General features: G+C 61.1%; 18 protein-coding genes. 9 read left to right on the forward strand and 9 right to left on the reverse strand.

Annotated features, from left to right (window positions below):
• The first annotated feature begins 15 nt into the window (after positions 1-15).
• On the forward strand, positions 16-435 hold the full coding sequence (locus tag ACQ4MY_RS18965; RefSeq protein ID WP_440096112.1) for a hypothetical protein: 420 nt from the start codon (positions 16-18) through the stop codon (positions 433-435).
• Positions 436-456: 21 nt separating this feature from the next.
• On the opposite strand, the gene ACQ4MY_RS18970 is transcribed toward ACQ4MY_RS18965, so the two are convergent.
• Both ACQ4MY_RS18970 and ACQ4MY_RS18975 read right to left on the reverse strand, forming a co-directional pair.
• Complete coding sequence (locus tag ACQ4MY_RS18970; protein WP_158831815.1) at positions 457-825, reverse strand: DUF427 domain-containing protein; 369 nt, start codon at positions 823-825, stop codon at positions 457-459.
• A 172-nt stretch (positions 826-997) separates the two neighbouring features.
• Positions 998-2,407 (reverse strand): serralysin family metalloprotease, encoded by a 1,410-nt coding sequence (locus tag ACQ4MY_RS18975; protein ID WP_158831813.1) that lies wholly within the window; start codon positions 2,405-2,407, stop codon positions 998-1,000.
• A 279-nt stretch (positions 2,408-2,686) separates the two neighbouring features.
• Between ACQ4MY_RS18975 and ACQ4MY_RS18980 the strand changes: the two genes are divergently transcribed.
• From ACQ4MY_RS18980 to ACQ4MY_RS18990, 3 genes are all read left to right on the forward strand, one after another.
• The gene (locus ACQ4MY_RS18980) at positions 2,687-4,618 is read left to right on the forward strand and encodes a DNA topoisomerase III (RefSeq protein WP_440096113.1); all 1,932 of its coding nucleotides are present in this window, start codon (positions 2,687-2,689) and stop codon (positions 4,616-4,618) included.
• Between the two features lie 176 nt (positions 4,619-4,794).
• Entirely contained in the window at positions 4,795-5,298 is a 504-nt protein-coding gene (locus ACQ4MY_RS18985; RefSeq protein ID WP_440096114.1) for a GNAT family N-acetyltransferase, read from the forward strand.
• Positions 5,299-5,807: 509 nt separating this feature from the next.
• Positions 5,808-6,137, forward strand: a complete 330-nt coding sequence (locus tag ACQ4MY_RS18990) for a hypothetical protein (RefSeq protein WP_008077317.1) — start codon at positions 5,808-5,810, stop codon at positions 6,135-6,137.
• 145 nt (positions 6,138-6,282) lie between these two features.
• Here ACQ4MY_RS18990 and cynR read toward each other — a convergent pair whose 3' ends face one another.
• Positions 6,283-7,164: a transcriptional regulator CynR gene (gene cynR, locus ACQ4MY_RS18995; protein ID WP_440096115.1), complete on the reverse strand. Its 882-nt coding sequence runs from the start codon at positions 7,162-7,164 to the stop codon at positions 6,283-6,285.
• Positions 7,165-7,283: 119 nt separating this feature from the next.
• Here cynR and cynS point away from each other — a divergent pair, with 119 nt between their 5' ends.
• Both cynS and ACQ4MY_RS19005 read left to right on the forward strand, forming a co-directional pair.
• Positions 7,284-7,751, forward strand: coding sequence for a cyanase (gene cynS, locus ACQ4MY_RS19000; protein WP_008077320.1), 468 nt, complete (start codon positions 7,284-7,286; stop codon positions 7,749-7,751).
• 61 nt (positions 7,752-7,812) lie between these two features.
• Positions 7,813-8,472, forward strand: a complete 660-nt coding sequence (locus ACQ4MY_RS19005) for a carbonic anhydrase (protein WP_158831805.1) — start codon at positions 7,813-7,815, stop codon at positions 8,470-8,472.
• A 119-nt stretch (positions 8,473-8,591) separates the two neighbouring features.
• Here the strand turns inward: ACQ4MY_RS19005 and ACQ4MY_RS19010 are convergent, their stop codons facing one another.
• The 3 genes from ACQ4MY_RS19010 to ACQ4MY_RS19020 form a co-directional block, all read right to left on the reverse strand.
• On the reverse strand, positions 8,592-10,094 hold the full coding sequence (locus tag ACQ4MY_RS19010) for an aldehyde dehydrogenase family protein (protein ID WP_440096116.1): 1,503 nt from the start codon (positions 10,092-10,094) through the stop codon (positions 8,592-8,594).
• Between the two features lie 200 nt (positions 10,095-10,294).
• Positions 10,295-11,203: a glutaminase B gene (gene glsB / locus ACQ4MY_RS19015; protein WP_440096117.1), complete on the reverse strand. Its 909-nt coding sequence runs from the start codon at positions 11,201-11,203 to the stop codon at positions 10,295-10,297.
• Between the two features lie 183 nt (positions 11,204-11,386).
• Positions 11,387-13,003, reverse strand: coding sequence for a L,D-transpeptidase family protein (locus tag ACQ4MY_RS19020; RefSeq protein WP_440096118.1), 1,617 nt, complete (start codon positions 13,001-13,003; stop codon positions 11,387-11,389).
• A gap of 150 nt (positions 13,004-13,153) precedes the next feature.
• Between ACQ4MY_RS19020 and ACQ4MY_RS19025 the strand changes: the two genes are divergently transcribed.
• A complete protein-coding gene (locus ACQ4MY_RS19025; RefSeq protein WP_008081284.1) occupies positions 13,154-13,867 on the forward strand; it encodes a murein L,D-transpeptidase catalytic domain family protein in 714 nt (237 codons plus the stop codon).
• Positions 13,868-14,398: 531 nt separating this feature from the next.
• On the opposite strand, the gene ACQ4MY_RS19030 is transcribed toward ACQ4MY_RS19025, so the two are convergent.
• The gene (locus ACQ4MY_RS19030) at positions 14,399-15,790 is read right to left on the reverse strand and encodes an MFS transporter (RefSeq protein ID WP_440096119.1); all 1,392 of its coding nucleotides are present in this window, start codon (positions 15,788-15,790) and stop codon (positions 14,399-14,401) included.
• A gap of 103 nt (positions 15,791-15,893) precedes the next feature.
• Here ACQ4MY_RS19030 and ACQ4MY_RS19035 point away from each other — a divergent pair, with 103 nt between their 5' ends.
• The gene (locus ACQ4MY_RS19035; protein WP_440096120.1) at positions 15,894-16,781 is read left to right on the forward strand and encodes a LysR family transcriptional regulator; all 888 of its coding nucleotides are present in this window, start codon (positions 15,894-15,896) and stop codon (positions 16,779-16,781) included.
• Here ACQ4MY_RS19035 and ACQ4MY_RS19040 read toward each other — a convergent pair.
• Positions 16,778-17,398: a cell wall hydrolase gene (locus tag ACQ4MY_RS19040; protein ID WP_008081296.1), complete on the reverse strand. Its 621-nt coding sequence runs from the start codon at positions 17,396-17,398 to the stop codon at positions 16,778-16,780. The two genes, ACQ4MY_RS19035 and ACQ4MY_RS19040, sit on opposite strands and share 4 nt — an antisense overlap.
• 199 nt (positions 17,399-17,597) lie before the next feature.
• On the opposite strand from ACQ4MY_RS19040, the gene ACQ4MY_RS19045 reads away from it, so the two are divergent.
• The gene (locus ACQ4MY_RS19045) at positions 17,598-18,449 is read left to right on the forward strand and encodes a CAP domain-containing protein (protein ID WP_440096121.1); all 852 of its coding nucleotides are present in this window, start codon (positions 17,598-17,600) and stop codon (positions 18,447-18,449) included.
• Positions 18,450-18,486: 37 nt separating this feature from the next.
• Here the strand turns inward: ACQ4MY_RS19045 and ACQ4MY_RS19050 are convergent, their stop codons facing one another.
• Positions 18,487-19,542 (reverse strand): substrate-binding domain-containing protein, encoded by a 1,056-nt coding sequence (locus ACQ4MY_RS19050; RefSeq protein ID WP_440096122.1) that lies wholly within the window; start codon positions 19,540-19,542, stop codon positions 18,487-18,489.
• Positions 19,543-19,548: the final 6 nt, after the last annotated feature.

The raw sequence follows: 19,548 nt of genomic DNA on the forward strand, positions 1-19,548 counted from the left end.
TCACGGAGATTGCTCATGCCACTTTCAGTCGTCGCTCCGGCGGGCGCGCAAACATTGCTGTGCAGCGTAGAGATCCAGGCCGACGACCCTTGGTGCCCGACTGCAGTCATGCTCACGGCCGGGCAACGCTACTTTTTTCGTGCCAGTGGCCATTGGCGCGACTGGAACGAACTCCATGACATCAATGGCGCAGCGGTACCAAAACTTGCGCCGTTCAAACGCCTCATCCGCTGCAAGGCCGCCGATGCCGAGTGGTTCACACTGATCGGTGCAATCGACAAAGACCGCCAGAGCTACTTCGCCATTGGCGACGGCTCGCGCTGGCCGGCAGGTTGGGTGGCGCCGGCCAGCGGGCAGCTCAGGTGTTTTGCCAATGATGTGCGGCTGCTGTATTGCAACAATCATGGGGCTATCACGCTGCAGGTCTGGAGCTGACTCCGTTTCGCGTGCTATGGCCTATGACTCAGCTTTTATGACCTCGAATTTCACTTGGTCCGGGTAAAACGCCACGTAGTTCTGTATGTCTTTGACCGACACTTTCGGATTTTCGTAAGTCCACACCGCGTTCGCCCCTTCGTGCCCCGGCACTTGCAGGCTGAAGTAGTTGGCGTCGCCCTTGTACGGGCAGTAACTGGTGTGGTCGGTGCGGGCGAAGTACTTCTCGTCGATGTCTTCGCGAGGGACGTAATAGACCGGCGGGTAGTTGGCTTCGTTGAGGATCAGCGCATGGGAGGAGGCAGCGACCTGAATGCCGTGAAACTTCACCAGCAGGCAGCCGGCGAGTTGTTCGAGGTTGATGACTGGGCTGGGGCCGGAGCTTTTCATGGGGTTCTCCTGGAGACGGCGAAGAGACCGGTTCAGGTATAACTCATGGTTGCCAATCGCGCCGGATTCGCAGCCGAACGGCTATCAAGCAATACGCTGCACGACGTTAGCTGTGTGGTGAGGGGATTGATCCCCTCACCACACAGCTACAACCGATGCCCGGTGCGTCAGATCAGGCGACGATATCGCTCGCCAACGCCTGCCCCACGACACCCACGGCAAAATCAATCGCACCCTGCCCCGTAAGGTCAACCAGCAACGTGGTCTGATCGCTTTGTCCGTAGTACGTCAGGATCGCATCGCCGGCATGCCCGGTGAAGTGGCTGACAAAATTCAACGACGCCGCGCCCGACGCGAACCCGGCAATGCCCGACAGGTCGATCTTGTCCAGACCACTTTTGAAATCCATGATCCAGTCAGGCTGGTTATTGGTCGAATCGCTGGCCGCGCCGAACACGAACGTATCGGCACCCTCGCCGCCCCACAATGTGTCACCGCCAGCGCCGCCGTAGAGAATGTCGTTGCCGGCACCGCCGAACAGGACATTGACCGCCGCGTTGCCGATCAGCAAGTCATTGCCCGCGCCGCCAATGGCGTTTTCCACGGTCACGCCATGCGCGATCGAAACGTTGCCGACCATGCCGCCGACATCGGAAAACGAACCTTCGTTGAGGTTGATCTTCTGATTCTGGTTGAAGCCGGAGAAGTTCAGCGTGTCATTGCCACCGCCGTCCCACACCGAAAATACCACTTTCGACGATGCCGAAGTCGCGCTGTAGAAATCACGCTCGGCGTTGGAGCTGAAGCCGTAGGTGGTGTCACCGGCGCGGGTTTCATAATTGGCGCCATACAGCTTTTGCACCGCCACAATGTCGTCCAGCAAAGGCGCCGAAGCATAGGCACCGCTGCCGTCCTTGCTGAAATCCTGGCCGGTGTTGGTTTCACTCCAGTAGCTCATCAGGCTGTAGCCACGGGTGTCTTCGGCGTATTTGGCGTCGCCGTAGGTCGGGTTACCGTTGCCGGCGTTGTAGGCGCCCGGGTGTGACAGGCCGAGGGTGTGCCCGATTTCGTGGGTCAGGGTCTGGCGCCCGTAGTTGTTGGTGTCCGGGGTCTTGTTGACCTGATATTGATTGTTGATCAGGTACCACGACTGGCCGTCGTAACTGCCGCCGCTCGGCAGGTAGGCAAACGCGGCGCCGCCGGTACTGACGTCGTAGTTGCCGAAGGTCATGTGACCGTCACCGCCCTTGCCTTCGCTGAACGTGACGTTGGCAACGTCGGCCCAGGACTGCATGGCCAGCACGGCTTGCGCCTTTTGCTGAGCGCTGAATTCGCTGAAGTTGCCCAGCTTGGCGTTGTAGTTCGCCGGTTTTTCGCTGAGGAAGTTGTAGCTGAGGTCGATTTTGCCGTCGGCGTTTTTATCGCCCCACGACAGGCCCTTGCGCAGGATTTCGTCAGCGGCCTGGTCGGCGGTGAACGACGGTTTGCCGTTGACCAACGCGTCACCACCACGGTCGTAGAGGTGGCTGAAGGTGTCGACGGCGCTGAACGCCGTGCTGGCGCTGGAGGATGCTTGAGGCATGGTGTACGTCCTTGTTTCAAAGTAGTCAGTGTCCGACAGACTACGGCGATCTCCTGGCGAGACCGTCCTGTCGCGCGCGTTGTTGAGACGCTGGGAACCTGACACACGCCCACACCACGGCGCTAATCAATTTCTCGATAGTGCCGTATGCCGTCCCGGGATTGCCCGTCACTTGCGGCAATGCTTTTTATCTGTATATCCATACAGATAAAAGTTGCCCCTGACGCCAAGTCCGGCCATTCTGTGCACCTGTTCCGACCTTGATCGACGATGGTGGTTATGCGGCTGTATCTCTGTGAAAAACCTTCCCAGGCCAAAGACATTGCGGCCGTCCTCGGTGCCAAGCGCCGGGGCGATGGCTGCTGGCTGGGAACGGACGTCACGGTGACCTGGTGCATCGGCCACTTGCTCGAAACCGCGCCGCCGGATGCCTACGATGCCCGCTACAAGCGCTGGGTTTTGGCAGATCTGCCGATCATTCCGGACAAATGGAAAATGACCGTCAAGCCGCGCACGGCCAGCCAGTACAAAGCGGTGAAACGCCTGCTCGGCGAGGCCAGCGAACTGATCATCGCCACCGACGCCGACCGTGAGGGCGAAATGATCGCCCGGGAACTGGTCGAGCACTGCCGTTATCGCGGGCCGATCCGCCGTCTGTGGCTGTCGGCGCTGGACGAAGCCTCAATTCGCAAGGCATTGGCCGCCCTGAAACCGGGGGCAGAGACCTTCAGCCTGTATCACTCGGCACTCGGTCGCTCACGGGCAGACTGGCTGATCGGGATGAACATGAGTCGCCTGTTCACCCTGCTCGGCCGGCAATCCGGCTATCAGGGCGTGCTGCCCGTGGGCCGAGTACAGACGCCGACCCTGCGGCTGGTGGTGGATCGTGATCGCAGCATCGCCGACTTCGTGCCGGTGGCGTATTGGGCAATCGATGTACAACTGCTGCACAGCGGCACAGCGTTCATGGCGCAGTGGCGGGCGCCGTCGGATGCCTGTGACGATCAGGATCGCTGTCTGAATCAGGCGCTGGCGCAACAGGCCGCGGCAGCAATCGGCAGCGCTGCCAGCGCACGGGTCATCAAGCTGAAAACCGAACGCATGCGCGAAGTGGCGCCGCTGCCCTTCGATCTCGGCACGTTGCAGGAAGTCTGTTCGAAGAAGCTCGGCCTCGGTGCGCAGGAAACCCTCGACATCGCCCAGGCGCTGTATGAAACCTACAAAGTCGTCACCTACCCGCGCAGCGATTGCGGTTATCTGCCGCTGAGCCAGCACAGCGAGGCGTCGGCGATTCTCGCGGCGTTGCGCCAGGCCGATCCGAGCCTGGAAGCGTTGAACGGTTTTCTTGAACCGCAACGCAAGTCTCGCGCCTGGAACGATGCCAAGGTCAGCGCCCACCACGGCATCATCCCTACCGCTGCAGCGAAAAACCTTGAGCGCCTGAGCGGCAAGCACCGCGCGGTCTACACGCTGATCCGCGCGCGCTATCTGGCGCAATTCCTGCCCAATCATGAATACGATCGCACCCAGGCCGACTTCGATTGCAATGGTGAAGCGTTGCGCGCTGTCGGCAAACAAATCATCGAGCCCGGCTGGAAACGCGCCCTGCCCGAAGCGCTGGCGCCGGCCAAGGGCCGCGAAGCCCCTGCGCCGCAACCCTTGCCGGCACTCAGCCAGGGCGTCGAATGCGCCATCGCCGACGTAAGACTCAAGGATCTGTGGACGCAACCGCCCAAACCCTACACCGAGGGTGATCTGATCAAGGCGATGAAAAACGTCGCCAAACTGGTGGAAGACCCGCTGCTGAAACAGAAGCTCAAGGACACCACCGGGATCGGCACCGAGGCCACCCGCGCCTCGATCATTCAGGGTTTGCTGGATCGCGGCTATCTGCTGAAAAACGGCAAAGCACTCGCCGCTACACCGGCCGCGTTCAGTCTGATCGACGCCGTGCCCCGCGCGATTGCCGACCCCGGCACCACGGCAATCTGGGAACAGGCGCTGGACATGGTGCAGAGTGGCGAAATGAGCCTGGAAGAATTCGTCACCAAACAGGCAGCGTGGATGAGCAAGCAAGTGACCCGCTGCTCCGCCCTGAGCCTGACCATCAGCGGCCCGCCCCCTGCCGGCAAAGCGGCGGCCCCGTGGAAGAAAAAACGCAAATCAACCCGTAGCCCAACCAAGCGCACGGCCAAAACCAGCACCAAATAACATCCCACTGTGGTGAGGGGATTTATCCCCGATGGACTGCGCAGCAGTCCCCTGCTTTTTTAAAGTCAAAAGAGGGGCTGCTTCGCAACCCATCGGGGATAAATCCCCTCACCACAGGTATTGGGTTCAATCCAGACTACTGTGTCAGTAGTCATATCGCCGGGAGTGAACGCCCCATGCCAACCATTGAACTGCACCCCGCCCAACGTGACGAACTCGATACCCTCGAAAACCTCATGCAGTTCTACATGTACGATTTCAGCGAGTGGCTACCGCTGAAACTCGCCGACCATGGTTTCTTTTCCATCCAGCCGAAGCTCGACTACTGGCGCCACCCAGGCACGCAACCCTTTCTGATCCGCGTCGACGGCGAACTCGCCGGGTTCGTGACCGTCGACACCGAAACGCACATGGCCGGTGCCGAGCACAACATCGGCTACTTCTTCCTCACGCGGCGTTTTCGTGGCCAAGGTGTCGCCCAGTTTGTCGTCTCCACCCTCTTGAGCCGCCTCCCCGGTCAATGGCAAATTTTCCATATCGACGCCAACCTGCCGGCCCGGCGCTTCTGGGCCGGGCTGATCCCGGCATTGAGCGGCGGCGAATTCACCCGGCAGCAGCGTGAAGTGGACGGTTATCCGTGCACTTTCTACGGCGTGCGTACGCCTTTTTCCGTTGCCTGAACGGATCCTTTCTCATTCCAAAACAGCTTTGTCCGACAATATGTAGTGCTCAAAAATAATCACTACAAAACCGTTGACGGCGTCGTTTTGCTTTTGCATGATGAAGACGTTCCCCGATCGGGAACACGGGTAACACGCTTGAGCAAACTCGTCTGACCGCCGAGTTGTTTTTTCCGGATACACGCTGCCCACAAGGCAGATTGAAGAAGCTGACCTGGCCTGAACGTCCAGTACAAGGACGAGAAGCGCTGGCGAAAATTCTCAAGACGCTTGTGGTCGACACGGTAAATGTCGTCAAGAAGCCTCCCGGTTTTCGCTGCTTCTCTTCGTTGTGACGCTATTGCGTAGCAGTTATTCAACACGACTACATGCAACAGAGGCATGACCCCGTACTTCAACGGGCGAGCGCTGACGTCCTGGTTTCGGTGCCAGGGATCAACTAACCGATGGGCTACCTGTATTAGCGAATCAACTTTGAAAGATCACCACACTGGTCAAGGGGCATAATCATGAATCTGAACAATCAACCAACTATCGAAGAACTGGCTCGTATGTTCGCTGCGCAAAAAGACAGCCACGACAGCCACATTCTGTGGATCAGCAAGTCGGGTCAGGTGCATATCGACTGCCTGTCGCCGCATGCTGGTGAAGAAGAGTTCGACCAGAACAACCAGAACCTGGCGGCCCGCCTGAAGATGTATCGTCGCGGCCACGGCTATGTCGGCAAAAAAGCCGCCGCCGACAAGGACTTCATCGGTAATGTTCTGCAAACGCTGAAACAGGCGTGGGACTCGCTGCAGAACAAAAACGAAGTTCGGGTGATTGATCGGTTCTGCTGAGTTACTCCTTCAATAGTCAAAAGGGCCTGTTCCTGCCAAGGAACAGGCCCTTTTTATTGATCACCTGTAGGAGCTGCCGAAGGCTGCGATCCTTTGATCTTGCCCCTAAAAAACCAGATCAAAAGATCGCAGCCTTCGGCAGCTCCTACAGGGGTTGAGGGTTCAGGACCAGTTTGGTGAAGGCCACGGCGGCGGCGCTGTGGTAGTTGTTCTTGCGTCTTAACAATGCCGCCCCGCGTTGCGGTGCGTCGCTGTCGACCTGCAATCGACGCAGCGCCCGCTCTTCAGTGGCAATCGCCTGCGGCAGCATCGTCGCCATCGGCGAATGCCGAACCACCTCCAGCAACGTGCTCACCGAGTTCACCTCGATCCGTACCCTGGGCGTGATCCCGTGCTGACGAAAATACTCATCCACCGATAACCGCGTGATGAAATCCGGCGCCAGCAAAGCGAAATCCAGCTGCGCGATGTCATCCGCCGCCAGCACCGCAGTGCTCTCATACAACGGATGCTCACGCCCGACCATGATCCCCAGTGTTTCGGTAAACGCCGGAATACACTCGATGTCCGGACTGCGCACGGGCGTAAACGCAATCGCAACATCCAGCGAGTCATCCGCCAGCCCCGCCTCGATGTCGTCCATCGACAACTCGAAAATCTGCAAATGGATCCCCGGATACCGCGCCGTAAAGTCGCGCACCAACGGCCCGACCAGGTACGCCATGAACGTTGGCGTCATCGCCAGGCGCAAGCTGCCGCGCGACAGATCCTTCACGTCATGCAACGCCCGCTGGCCCGCCTCCAGCTCCACCAACACCCGCCGCGCGCATTCGATGTAAGCCTGGCCAGCGTCAGTGGGTTTGACCGAGCGCGATGTCCGGTCAAACAGACTTACCCCGAGGGTTTCTTCCAGTTGGCGGATCTGCTGCGACAGGGTCGGCTGCGACACGTGCAGCGCCTCGGCCGCGCGGGTGAAGCCGCCGTAATCGGCAACGGCCAACAGATAACGCAAATGTCGCAATAGCATAGGGCGCTCTATCTATAGGCAGGACTTATGCCGTGCATTGTATATCGGTCTTGGACGCTATGGATCAATCAGCCGAAGATTGCTCCACACAGCAAGCCAACCCCTGAAAGGAGTGACACATGCAACAGTCCCACGCCTACAACGACACCAGCCTGGCCCTGACCACCCGCATTCTCGACGCCAAGGCAGGCAAAGACCTGTCGTGGCAGGACCTCGCCGACGGTACCGGCCTTAGCCTGGCCTACGTTACCGCTGCCCTGCTCGGCCAGCATCCGTTGCCGGAAAACGCCGCCCAGGTCGTCGGCGATAAGCTGGAACTGAGCGCTGAAGACGTCGCCGCGATGCAGATCATTCCCCTGCGTGGCAGCCTCAGCGGTGTGCCGACCGATCCGACCATCTACCGCTTCCACGAGATGATCCAGATCTACGGCACCACCCTCAAAGCGCTGGTTCACGAGCAGTTCGGCGACGGCATCATCAGCGCGATCAACTTCAAGCTCGACATCAAGAAAGTCGAAGACCCGGAAGGTGGTTCCCGCGCCGTGGTCACCCTCGACGGCAAGTTCCTGCCCCTGCGTCCGTTCTGATGAGCCCCGGCCCGCACCTCGCGTGCGGGCCTTCCCGATCTCCCTGCAAGAGGACACGCACATGAAAGCCCTGATCGACGGCTTCCTGAAATTTCAGAACGAAGCCTTCCCGCAACGCACCGAGTTGTTCAAACACCTGGCGACGACGCAACAGCCCGGCACCTTGTTCATCACCTGTTCCGACAGCCGGGTGGTCCCGGAACTGCTGACCCAACAAGAACCCGGCGAGCTGTTCGTGATCCGCAACGCCGGCAATATCGTGCCTTCCTACAGCCCGCATCCGGGCGGAGTTTCAGCGACAGTTGAATACGCAGTGGCGGTACTTGGGGTGAGCGACATTGTGATTTGCGGGCATTCCGATTGCGGCGCAATGACCGCCATCGCCCAGTGCAAATGCATGGACCACCTGCCCGCCGTCAGCGGCTGGCTGCAACACGCCGAGTCGGCGAAAGTGGTGAATGAAGCGCGCGCACACGCCAATGACGCGGCGAAATTGAGTTCGATGGTGCGCGAGAACGTGATCGCGCAACTGGCGAATATCCAGACCCACCCGAGCGTGCGCCTGGCCCAGGAAAAAGGCCTGCTGAACCTGCATGGCTGGGTGTATGACATCGAGACCGGATCGATCGATGCGCTGTCGTCGGATCGGCGCACGTTTGTACCGTTGGCGGAGCAACCGGCGACATGTGCAGTTTACGCAAACAGCGCCGACGCAGCCTGAAACACCCCTGTAGGAGCTGCCGAAGGCTGCGATCTTTTGATCTTGCCCCTAAAAAACAAGATCAAAAGATCGCAGCCTTCGGCAGCTCCTACAGTGAGGGGGTCTGTGTTGCCGGGGTATCAGCGTTTTACGCTGAGGTCGATCTGGCTCATGCGGCTACGCACAGTGAACACGCCGTCACCCGAAAGAATCGCACTGCGCGCAAACAACCGCCCGCTCTCCCAGTTCGAAAGTCCCAGTTCCGGCTTGTTCAGCGCGTACTGCCCATCGACCCAACGCGTGATGCCGTTGCCCACAAACGGCGCGTTGACCGCGTTATAGAAACGCTCCTGAACGGCGGCATGTTCACTGATCAGCGACACGGTGAATTGCGGGCTGTAACGGTTGAACAGCGCAATCGCCTGATCCAGATCGTCGACGATCATCAGGCTGACTTCCGGGGTTTCCTCCCATTCCCACTCGCGACCCAAGGCTGACTCCGCCAACGGTTCGGCCAGCGCTTCGGTCTGATAACCCTCGGCGCGATAAACCTCGACCGTCGCGTTCTGCCACTCGGCCGGCAGGCATTCCTGGCTGCCTTCGACGATGTGCAGTTTGCAACCCTGGCCACGTGCGGTTCCGGCCTGCTTCAGCGCTTCAAGGAACAGCGGCACCAGTTCATCTGCCCGATCACGCTGAATCAGGCAGACGTTCAAGGTATTGCAGACCTTGCGATCCAGCGAGTTGCGCACCACTGCCGCAAAACGCGTAGCGTCGGCCTCGCGATCAGCGATCAACCACGCGCCACCGGTGCCGTGCAAACTGACGGCAGTGCCCGCCTGTTGCGCGATGCTGCCCAACTGGCTGACGGCTCGGCCCGACCCGCGCGCCACCGCCAGGGACAAGCGGCGGTCGGCAAACATCGCCCAACCGGCGGCATGATTGACGCTTTCGACCAGCGACACCGCACCGACCGGCAAACCGGCTTCGGCCAGCGCCGGATTCAGGGCATGGGTGACGATGGCCTGCGCCGTGCCCAAGGCATCGCTGCCAATGCGCAGCACCGCCGTGTTGCCGGTGCGCAATACACCGGCGGCATCGGCAAACACATTCGGCCGCCCCTCAAAGACGAACGCGACGATGCCCAGTGGCGAGACGACCTGCTCAACCTTCCAGCCATCGTGCTCGACGCTGCTGATCACCTTGCCACGGGTTGGCGCCGCATCACGCCAGGCACGCAGGCCGGCAATCATGTCGCCGCGCATGCGTTCATCGGCGAGCAGGCGCGTGGTGGAGCGACCGCGCGCCTTGGCCCGCTCGATGTCGGCGAGGTTGACCGCGGCGATTTGCGCCCAGCACTGCGGGGTTTCCAGGCGCTGTGCGAACAGATCGAAAAACTGGCTGATCGCCTCGTCCGAGACCGCCGACAACGCCGTAAACGCCGCAGCCGCTCGCTCGATCGCGACCGACGCCGCGAGTTGATCCGCCACCGGAATCAGCAACAGTTCCCCACTCACCTGCTCGACCAGCAGGTGGTCACCGGGCTGAAAACGCTCAGCCAGTTCGGGGCTGACCACGGTGACGCGGTTACCGGCGAAAGGGATCGGCGTGCCAGCGACGAGACGTTCGAGTGCAAGAGACATGAAGCGGATTCACCATGCAGGAAGCGGCCGGAAAATGTAGCGGATTACGCGATGAAATACATCTCTTCGAACACTAAAGATCCTTGTGGGAGCTGGCTTGCCAGCGATGGCGGCGGTTCAGGCAATACTCATGCTGGATGTTCCGGCCTCATCGCTGGCAAGCCAGCTCCCACAGGGATTTATGGGGTTTGGGGATTGGTTCAGAACACCGACCAGCCGATCCGCGAGCTGAGCATTTCCAGCGCCGCCATCCCCGCCAGCGAGTTGCCGGCGGCGTTGAGTTCCGGTGACCACACGCACACGCTGAACTGCCCCGGCACCACCGCGACGATTGCGCCGCCAACGCCGCTCTTGCCCGGCAGACCGACGCGATAGGCGAAGTTGCCCGCCTCGTCGTACAGGCCGCTGGTGGCCATGATCGAGTTGACTTGCTGGGTCTGACGCCGCGTGAGGATCTGTTCACCGCTGTGTTTGCAGTAGCCGTCGTTGGCCAGAAAGCAGAACGCCCGGGCCAGATCGATGCAGTTCATGCGCAACGCGCAATGGCTGAAGTAGCTGCGCAGCACCGCTTCGACGTCGTTGTGGAAGTTGCCGAACGACTGCATCAGATACGCCATCGCCGCATTGCGCGCGCGGTGCTGGTATTCGGAGTCGGCGACTTTGCCGTCGATCATGATCTGCGGGTTGCCCGACAGGCGCCGCACGAAGTCGCGCATCGACAGGGTCGGCGCGGCGAAGCGTGACTGGTTGATGTCGCAGATCACCAGCGCACCGGCGTTGATGAACGGATTGCGCGGGCGACCGCGTTCGAATTCCAGTTGCACCAGCGAGTTGAACGGCTGGCCGGACGGCTCATGACCGAGGCGGTCCCAGATCGCTTCACCGGAATGATCAATGGCCTGCACCAGGCTGAACACCTTGGAAATACTCTGCACCGAAAACGGCGTTTCAGCGTCGCCGGCACAGTACATTTCACCGTCGTTGCCATACACAGCGATGCCCAGTTGATTGGCCGGCACAGTGCCGAGGGCAGGAATGTAGTCAGCCACCTTGCCTTGCCCGATCAGGGGCCGGACAGCGTCAAGGATCTCGTTCAACAGCGCTTGCATGCCGGGTTCCGAAGTCTCGCCCCATGGGATCGCGGGGACACTTGGGCTAGACGCTGCGCAGCCTTGACGGATCACACCTCCACCTTCGATTCGCACAATGTAGGAGCTGCCGAAGGCTGCGATCTTTTGATTTTGTTTTTCAAGATCAAAAGATCGCAGCCTTCGGCAGCTCCTACATTGGGATCAATGGGCGCGGTCGAGTCCTGCGAGCAATGCGCTGTCGCGGCTGTAGATGTCCGGCGCGTAACGCACGTGGCCATCGTCGCCAACTTGCGCGGTCCAGTAAGTCATCAGGATCGGCACCGGTGCCGAGAGGCGGAACTCGTGGGTGGTGCCGGTGGCCAGCAAGGTCTCGGTGCGGGCCTTTTCCGCCGGGCTCAGCAGCAGGTCGCGCAGTTGCATCGGGTGTTCGACGCGCACGCAGCCGGAGCTGAACGCTCGTGGGCCTTTGTCGAACAGTGCCTTGCTCGGCGTGTCATGCAAGTACACCGAGAACGGATTGGGGAAGCGTATGACCATTTGCCCCAGCGGGTTGCGCGGCCCGGCATCCTGACGCAACAGGATGTTGCCCGGGTTGTCCCAGTCGATGTCCGCTGCCGCCAGAGGCTGGCCGTTAGCGTCGAGTACTTGCAGGTTCTGGCGGCTGAGAAAGGTCTGATCCTTGCGGATCGCCGGCAACTTGTCTTCCTTCCAGATGGTCGGCGGCACGGTCCAGGTCGGGTTCAGAGTCAAGCGCGTGACGCGGGATTTGAGTAACGGCGTCTGACGTTCGGCCCGGCCGACCTGGGTGCGGGTTTGCCACACGGGCTGGCCGCCCTGATACAGGGTCAATTCGGCGGCGGCGACGTTGACCAGCAAACCGTCGGGTTCCATGTCCTGAGCCATCCAGCGGAACCGCTCAAGGTTGACGCGCAATTGCTCGCGCCGAGTCAGCGGACTGATGTTCAGTTCGGCAATCGTCCCCGGCCCGACCACGCCGTCAGCCTGCAACGAATGATTGGCCTGGAAACTCTTCACCGCCTCCACCAGCACACCCTCGTAGGCATTGCCGGGCGTGCCGACGGCGTGGGTCAGATAGCCTTCGTTGAACAGCCGCTGGGCCAGTTCCGGCACGCGTTTGTCTTCCATCTGCGGACGCAACAACGGGCCGTTGCCGACTGATTGCCATTGCGGCAAGGCGGTGAGCCGTTGCGCGGCATAGAGGTGGCGCAGGTTCTGATATTGCGCAAGGCGCGGGCGAGCAAGATCGAACGCCGCAGGAATGTCCTGCATGCCCGGTACGGCGATGGCCAACAATTCCGCCTGACGGTCGCGCGGGCTGTCATCGGCGTGCCACAGCGGCTCGAAATGCGACTGCAGCAGACGGCCGTAATGCAGATCCTGCAGGGCTTGCAGGTAGTAGTGGCTGATGTCGATATCGGCGCACAATTCGCCATCCTGCGGAGGCACTGCCGCCACCGAATAGCGTTTTGGGTTGAGGCCATCATCGGCCAACAGCTGCAATTGCCCTTGCAAAGCCTGCAATCGTCCGGACTCGCGCGCCCACACCGGCATCCAGTCTTGCTGCTCATAGAACGCCTGCATCTGCACCAGCGCCGGGCCATTGAGATGCGCGGCAACCGCCGGGCACGCCTGCGGCAGACTGAGCAAAACGGCCTGCAGCGGACTCTGCGGCTCGACGGGCATTTGCGCCGCTGGCGTCGGCAGTGTCTGCAGCGGTGGCAGCGACTCCTCGGCACAAGCGACAAACGGCGCTGCGAGCAAACAAATGCTCAAGTAGCATGCGTACTTTTTGAACAACTGCTTTACTCCAATCCATGGCCGTCTTGATGACGGTCAACCTTACATCAGGTGCGCTGAACAGTCAGGCTCGATCTTCGGGCGTGGCAGGGTCGACTGGGAGTCAGGAGCCAAAGTGCCAAATGAGTAGCAAGTGAGGACACTTTATAAATGTTGACGTTTTTGCGCCGACTTCTGCTGACCACCGCGACCCTTGTCGCTGTGACCAGTCCAGCTTTTGCCGCCGGCAAGCCATCGCCGGTTCTCTTCACCAGCCTCGCGCACGCCGCGCCAGAACTCAATCCCCAGGCGCTGAAAGGTGCATTGAACGCCATGCAGTGCGCGGTCAATAACGGCGCGAAACCGTCCCGTCACCTGGCAATCATCGACTATTCGCAGCCGTCCACCGAACGCCGCTTGTGGATCTTTGACTTGAGCAAAAAGAAACTGGTGCTACGCGACCTGGTCGCCCACGGCTCCAATTCCGGGGAAAACTTCGCTACGCAGTTTTCCAATGTCGAAGGCAGTTACCAGTCCAGCCTCGGCCTGTTCCGCACGCAGGAAAGCTACAGCGGCACCCACGGTTATTCGCTGCGCATGGACGGCCTGGAGCCGGGTTTCAATGACATGGCCCGCGACCGCGCCATCGTCATCCATGCCGCCAGTTACGTGAACCCGTTGTGGAGCAAGCGTCAGGGCCGCATCGGTCGCAGCCAGGGTTGCCCGGCGGTGCGTCCGCAAATTGCCAGGCAAGTGATCGACCGACTGAAGAATGGGCAGTTCATGTTTTCCTGGTATCCCGATCAGCGCTGGCTGAAATCCTCGCCGTACCTCAACTGCCAGCCGCAGCAAGTGGCGAGCATCCTCAACACCCACGCAAGCTGACCCAGCACCAATCCCCCTGTAGGAGCTGCGGAACGCTGCGATCTTTTGATCTTGTTTTTACCAACATCAAAAGATCGCAGCCTGCGGCAGCTCCTACAGGGGGATTCATTACAACTTTGTCATTCAGCTGTCGGTTTGCCGTGCGAATCGCCCAGTAGCCTGACGTTGTTCAAAACGGCGAAACCTGCTTCGAACTCTTCTTCCCCGCCCGCCATCAAACACCCCCTCCCTGTAGGAGCTGCGGAACGCTGCGATCTTTTGATCTTCGTGTTTAAGATCAAGATCAAAAGATCGCAGCGTTCCGCAGCTCCTACAGAGGGGGGATTCATTACAACTTTGTCATTCAGCTGTCGGTTTGCCGTGCGAATCGCCCAGTAGCCTGACGTTGTCCAAAACGGCGAAACCTGCTTCGAACTCTTCTTCCCCGCCCGCCATCAAACACCCCCCTTCCTGTAGGAGCTGCGGCACGCTGCGATCTTTTGATCTTCGTTTTTAAGATCAGGATCAGAAGATCGCAGCGCGCCGCAGCTCCTACAGGGATTGGGCTGTGTTGACGCTATCGCGGGTGGTGGCTTGCACTCGGCTGATGATCAGGGTTAGCAGCATCAGCGCTGTGGCAACGCCGAAGGTGGTGTGCAGGCCGCTGGCGATCGCCGTTGCAGGCGCCTGCGTCGGATCCCCCGCCGCCAGCGCAAACACCGCGCCCATCACCGCCGCCCCGGTGATCAAGCCCAGGTTGCGCGCCAGCCCGAGCATCGCCGAGACCACGCCACGCTGATCCTGGCTGACCCCGGCCATCAACCCGGTATTGTTGGCTGCCTGGAACAACGCGTAACCGGCCGCGATCAGCATGATCGGCAGCACATACGCGGGCAGTCCAAGACTCATGGGCAGGAGCGCCAGCAAAGCGCAGCCGCAAGCCATGCCCAACAATGCGCCCGGGACGATTCGTTGTGCGCCAAAACGATCGACCAGACGTCCAGCCGGAACTCCGCTCAGCGCTGACAACAGCGGCCCGACCGACAACGTCACGCCGACCATGGCGCTGCTGAGGCCCAGACCTCGGTGCAGGTAAAACGGCCCGACCACCAGCGTGGTCATCATCACCGTCGTCACCAGCAACGTCAGCGCCAGACTGCTGCTCAGTCGCGCGTCGCTGAACAGTGACAAGCGAATCAGCGGCGATTGGGCCTTCATCTCGACCAGGATAAATACCCCCGCGCCGCACAGGCTGGCCAGCAGCAGCGGCCACATCAAGCCTTCAAGCGTCATTGCCAGCGCATAGGCCGCCAGCGTCAGCATCAACACCGCGCTGCCAGAATAATCGAATGGCACACGCGGCCCCGATGCACGGTCCGCCGGCAGAAAGCGGTACACCAGCCATACATTGAGCAAACCCAGCGGAACGTTGAGGAGAAAAATCGCCTGCCAACCCACAGAGGCCATCAACAATCCGCCCAACGATGGCCCGAGCGTGGTGCCCGTTGCTGACATCGTCGCCAACAAGCCCATGGCACTGCCCGCCCGCGCTTTCGGTACTGCATCGGCCACCAGCGCGACCGTCAGGGCAAACATGATTGCCGCGCCAAGCCCTTGCACTGCGCGCGCGCCGATCAGCCAGCCAAGCCCCGGTGACAGCGCACAGCACAATGAAGCTGCCGTAAAAATGCCAATGCCGATCAACAGCAATCGCCGCCGACCGAAGCTGTCACCCAGACGCCCGACACTGACGATCAACGTGGTGATCGCCAGCAGATACGCCAGAACAATCCACTGCACCTGTTGAAACGTCGCGTCAAACGCCGTCGCCAGTATCGGCAACCCGGCATTGGCGATGCTGGTGTCCAGCGACGGCATCAGCATCGACAGGGCCAGGCTGGTCAACGCCCAACGGGCCGTCGTGCTCAAGGGTTCTCGGGGCATGGGCTGCTCACAGGGCAAAGGACATGCGCCTTAGCCTGAGCCTCGACAATAGCAGGCGCAAGACGCATGCTTTGCACTCAATACCTGCATGGAACGCCATGTCATGTCCACCCCGGATCTGAACCTGCTGATCACCCTCGATGTGCTGCTACGCGAAGGCAGCGTTGCCCGCGCCGCCAAATGCCTGCGGCTGAGCCCGTCGGCCATGAGTCGGGCGCTCGCCCGTTTGCGCGAGACCACCGGGGATCCGCTGTTGGTGCGCGCCGGGCGCGGGCTGGTGCCGACGCCGCGCGCGCTGGAGTTGCGTGAACGGGTCGGGCAACTCGTGCAGGAAGCCGAAGCGGTGTTGCGCCCCGCCGAGATTCTCGACCCTGGCCAGTTACGACGCACCTTCACCTTGCGCAACACCGATGGTTTTGTCGAAACCTTTGCCGCCGCCCTGCTCGCCCGCATTGCCGAAGAAGCGCCCGGCGTACGCCTGCGCTTCGTGCAGAAAGCCGACAAGGACAGCACGCCGTTGCGCGAAGGTCGAGTTGATCTTGAGACCGGCGTGGTCGACGACAGCACCGACCCGACGCTGCACAGCCGCCTGCTCTTTCAGGATCAGTGGATCGGTGTGGTGCGCGAGGGGCACCCCTTGAGCAAGGGCAAAATCAGCGCAAAACGCTTTGCTTCAGGCCAGCACATTCTGATCTCACGCCGTGGACGCAGCAGCGGCCCGGTCGACGAAGCGTTACTCGCCGTGGGGCTGACGCGAGACATCGTCACTTCATTCGGCGGATTTTCGGCGGCGCTGACGTTGGTCCGCGAGTCAGACCTGATCGCCACCGTCCCCAACCGTCACACCGGCAAACTGCGCACGGGCCTGCACAGTTTCACACTGCCCTTCGACATGCCGCCGATCAACGTCTCCATGCTCTGGCATCCGCGCATGGATGCCGATCCGGCGCATCGTTGGTTGCGCGATTGCCTGCGCCAGGTGTGCGCCTAGCGCGCATCGCCGCCCGCCGGTTTATAGAAGAGGAACTTGCCGGTTTCGGCGGTCTTGCGGTATTCCTTGGCCCAACTCGGATGCACGTTGCGGTCATGGAAATACAGCGCGCCACGGGTGCGATCGGGCAACTGACGGTTGAGCGCCTTGCCGGCAATTTCCTTGGCCAGCGCGTACTCGGAATCTTCCTTGACCTGATCCGGCTTGCCATCGCACCACCAGGAAAACTGGCAACTCTTGGTCTCCGAGCCCTGTTTGACCACGGCGCACACTGTGTCAGGAAACCCCTCGTGGCCGAGACGATTCATGACCACATTGGCCACGGCTTCCATTTCCGGTGTGTTCTTGCCCTTCGCCTCCCAGTAGATACTGCGCGCCAGGCACGTGAGCGGGTCATCCAGCGGCGCCGCGCCTGCCGGGTCCACCGCTTGCGCTTCGGTCGGCGTGATTGCTTCGGATTTTGGCGCCGGTGCCGCGCTGACTTTGTCGGCGGCTTTCTCCTCCAGCACCTGGGCTTTTTCTTCCGCTTTCGCCTTGATTGGCGCCTGATCGGTGGCCCATGCCGCACTGGCCAACAAGGTAAATACGAGACAACCCGCCAAGCCTTTCAATCCCATGTCAGTTCTTCCGGCAGCGCCCGTGTCGGGCAAGGTGTTGCGTGGGTGAGACGCCCGGTTTGCGGGCTCTTCGCAGAGTGTAGACGGCAAATTCGGGCGTATTGTTCCAGTGAAAAAAGCGCCGAATGAAGAAAAAGACATTGCGCCCACCGGGGGCGTTTCGCGCATCATGGGCGCATTCAGCCCAAGGGAGATTTCCATGCGCTTCATGCCATCCGTTTTGCGCTTTGTCGCGTTGTCCGCAGGCCTGGCGTCCGCCGCCTCGGCCATGGCGACCGATGAATCGCAACTGGTCGAGTCGATCAACAGCTACCGCAGCCAGCCGCAGCGTTGTGGCTCGCAGGCCTCCAGCGAATTGCCACCGCTGGCCGCCGACCCACGATTGATCCTGCCTGCCAGCGGCGCCGTCGACCTGCAACAAGCCATGGCCCGCGCCAGTTACCCGATGGTCAACGTGCAAGCGATCACGCTCAACGGTCCGCGCGATGCGGCGTCGGCAATGCAGGCGATTCAGGAGAGTTTCTGTCAGGTGGTGCTTGATCCGCAGTTTGTCGACGTCGGCGTCAGCCGCGCCGACCGCGACTGGCGCATCGTCCTGGCGCGGCCGCTGCTGTCGGCCAGGCTCGGCGATGCGCAGGCCGAAGGGCAAAAACTGCTCGAACAACTCAACGCGGCGCGCAGCCAGCCACGGCAATGCGGGGGGCAGGCGTTCGCTGCGGCGGCACCGCTGGCCTGGAACGCAACGCTGGGCAGCGTCGCCCAGGATCACAGCCGTGACATGGCCAATAAAAACTATCTCGACCACAAGGACCGCGACGGCCGCACCCCGGGCGATCGCGCCGAACTCGCCGGTTACAGCGGGCAATTGGTTGGCGAGAACATCGCCGCCGGCCAGGACACCGTGCGCAAGGTGGTCGATGGCTGGATCGCCAGTCCCGGCCATTGCGTCAACCTGATGAACCCGCAATACAAGGAGCTCGGCGCGGCCTATGCGACCGACCCGAAAAGCGATGCGGGCATTTACTGGACGGCGATGTTCGGCGCGCAATAAACACCATCAACGCCTGCGCGTTGATGGCCGCTGACGGTCAGTTGGCGACCGGTATCCACGCCGCCCGCGCAACGTTGGCGGTGTCGCCAAACGCCGGCAGTTTCTGCGCCAGGTCACGGACGTTCTTCACGTCCAGGTCGAGCAACTGCTGGCGGGTGATCAGCGTCGGTGGCACCAGCACCTGGTGCCCCGGATTTTCCCCGGCAATCAACATCGCCAGGCTGCGCACGCTGATCGCCCCGGCCACTTGCGGGTTGACCGCCGCCGTCGCCGCCCAGGCGCTGTCCGGCTCTTTCATGATCTGGATGTCGGCGGTGGAAATGTCGGCGCTGTAGATTTTCACCTTGCTGGCCAATCCGGCTTCGTCGACAGCGATCTTCGCGCCTTTGGCAAATTCGTCGAACGGCGCAAAGATCACGCTGATCCCCGGATTGGCGCGCAACACAGCGCTGGCCTGATCCGCCACCGAGTTGGCAATCGGTGGATTGAGCGTGCCGAAACGCGCTTTCTCGATGATCCCCGGATTGGCTTTTTTCACCTGACTCCAGATTTCATCACGTCGCTCCATCGGGGTGAAACCGCTGATGTACACGTAGCCGGCGTCGAAGCGCGTGCCGTTGTCTTTCACCGCTTGGTCGAGCGCCAGACGCGCCAGCGCGTGGTGATCCTGTTCGACCTGAGTGACTTGCGGCGTGTTCAGGTCGACATCGAAGGCGACGACTTTGATGCCCTTGGCGAGCGCCCGGTCAATCGGCCCTTTCAGGGTTTCCGCCAGCCCCAGTTGCACGATGATTCCGTCCACGCCCAAGTCAGCCGCCTGATCGATCATCTCGCCCTGACTCGCCGCCTGTTGCCGCGCATCGAACACCCGCAGGTTGGCACCGAGCGCTTCGGTCTGCTTCTCGACGCCGCGCAAATAAGCCTCGGGAAAATCCCCGGAGAACAAATACCCCACCAACGCAATTTGCACCTGCCCCGTATCGAACGGTGCCGGTGCGCCGGGCAATGCCTTGGCCTGCGCGTGTACCGCCAGCGTCGACAGCAACGCGGTGGCGAGGCAATGGCGGGCGAACTGTGTGATTGAACCGTGCATACAACT

Origin of the sequence: Pseudomonas sp. SM4, assembly GCF_051913165.1 — a bacterium.
GTDB lineage: Bacteria > Pseudomonadota > Gammaproteobacteria > Pseudomonadales > Pseudomonadaceae > Aquipseudomonas.

Excerpts from the sequence above, each read along its gene's own strand:
- ACQ4MY_RS18975 (WP_158831813.1), bottom strand. The coding sequence starts at position 2,407 with ATGCCTCAAGCATCCTCCAGCGCCAGCACGGCGTTCAGCGCCGTCGAC.
- cynR (WP_440096115.1), bottom strand. The coding sequence starts at position 7,164 with ATGCTATTGCGACATTTGCGTTATCTGTTGGCCGTTGCCGATTACGGC.
- ACQ4MY_RS19050 (WP_440096122.1), bottom strand. The coding sequence starts at position 19,542 with ATGCACGGTTCAATCACACAGTTCGCCCGCCATTGCCTCGCCACCGCG.
- ACQ4MY_RS18970 (WP_158831815.1), bottom strand. The coding sequence starts at position 825 with ATGAAAAGCTCCGGCCCCAGCCCAGTCATCAACCTCGAACAACTCGCC.
- ACQ4MY_RS19045 (WP_440096121.1), top strand. The coding sequence starts at position 17,598 with ATGCGCTTCATGCCATCCGTTTTGCGCTTTGTCGCGTTGTCCGCAGGC.
- ACQ4MY_RS19005 (WP_158831805.1), top strand. The coding sequence starts at position 7,813 with ATGAAAGCCCTGATCGACGGCTTCCTGAAATTTCAGAACGAAGCCTTC.
- glsB (WP_440096117.1), bottom strand. The coding sequence starts at position 11,203 with ATGCAAGCGCTGTTGAACGAGATCCTTGACGCTGTCCGGCCCCTGATC.
- ACQ4MY_RS18990 (WP_008077317.1), top strand. The coding sequence starts at position 5,808 with ATGAATCTGAACAATCAACCAACTATCGAAGAACTGGCTCGTATGTTC.
- ACQ4MY_RS19010 (WP_440096116.1), bottom strand. The coding sequence starts at position 10,094 with ATGTCTCTTGCACTCGAACGTCTCGTCGCTGGCACGCCGATCCCTTTC.
- ACQ4MY_RS18980 (WP_440096113.1), top strand. The coding sequence starts at position 2,687 with ATGCGGCTGTATCTCTGTGAAAAACCTTCCCAGGCCAAAGACATTGCG.
- ACQ4MY_RS19030 (WP_440096119.1), bottom strand. The coding sequence starts at position 15,790 with ATGCCCCGAGAACCCTTGAGCACGACGGCCCGTTGGGCGTTGACCAGC.
- ACQ4MY_RS19025 (WP_008081284.1), top strand. The coding sequence starts at position 13,154 with ATGTTGACGTTTTTGCGCCGACTTCTGCTGACCACCGCGACCCTTGTC.
- ACQ4MY_RS19040 (WP_008081296.1), bottom strand. The coding sequence starts at position 17,398 with ATGGGATTGAAAGGCTTGGCGGGTTGTCTCGTATTTACCTTGTTGGCC.
- ACQ4MY_RS18985 (WP_440096114.1), top strand. The coding sequence starts at position 4,795 with ATGCCAACCATTGAACTGCACCCCGCCCAACGTGACGAACTCGATACC.
- ACQ4MY_RS19035 (WP_440096120.1), top strand. The coding sequence starts at position 15,894 with ATGTCCACCCCGGATCTGAACCTGCTGATCACCCTCGATGTGCTGCTA.
- ACQ4MY_RS18965 (WP_440096112.1), top strand. The coding sequence starts at position 16 with ATGCCACTTTCAGTCGTCGCTCCGGCGGGCGCGCAAACATTGCTGTGC.
- cynS (WP_008077320.1), top strand. The coding sequence starts at position 7,284 with ATGCAACAGTCCCACGCCTACAACGACACCAGCCTGGCCCTGACCACC.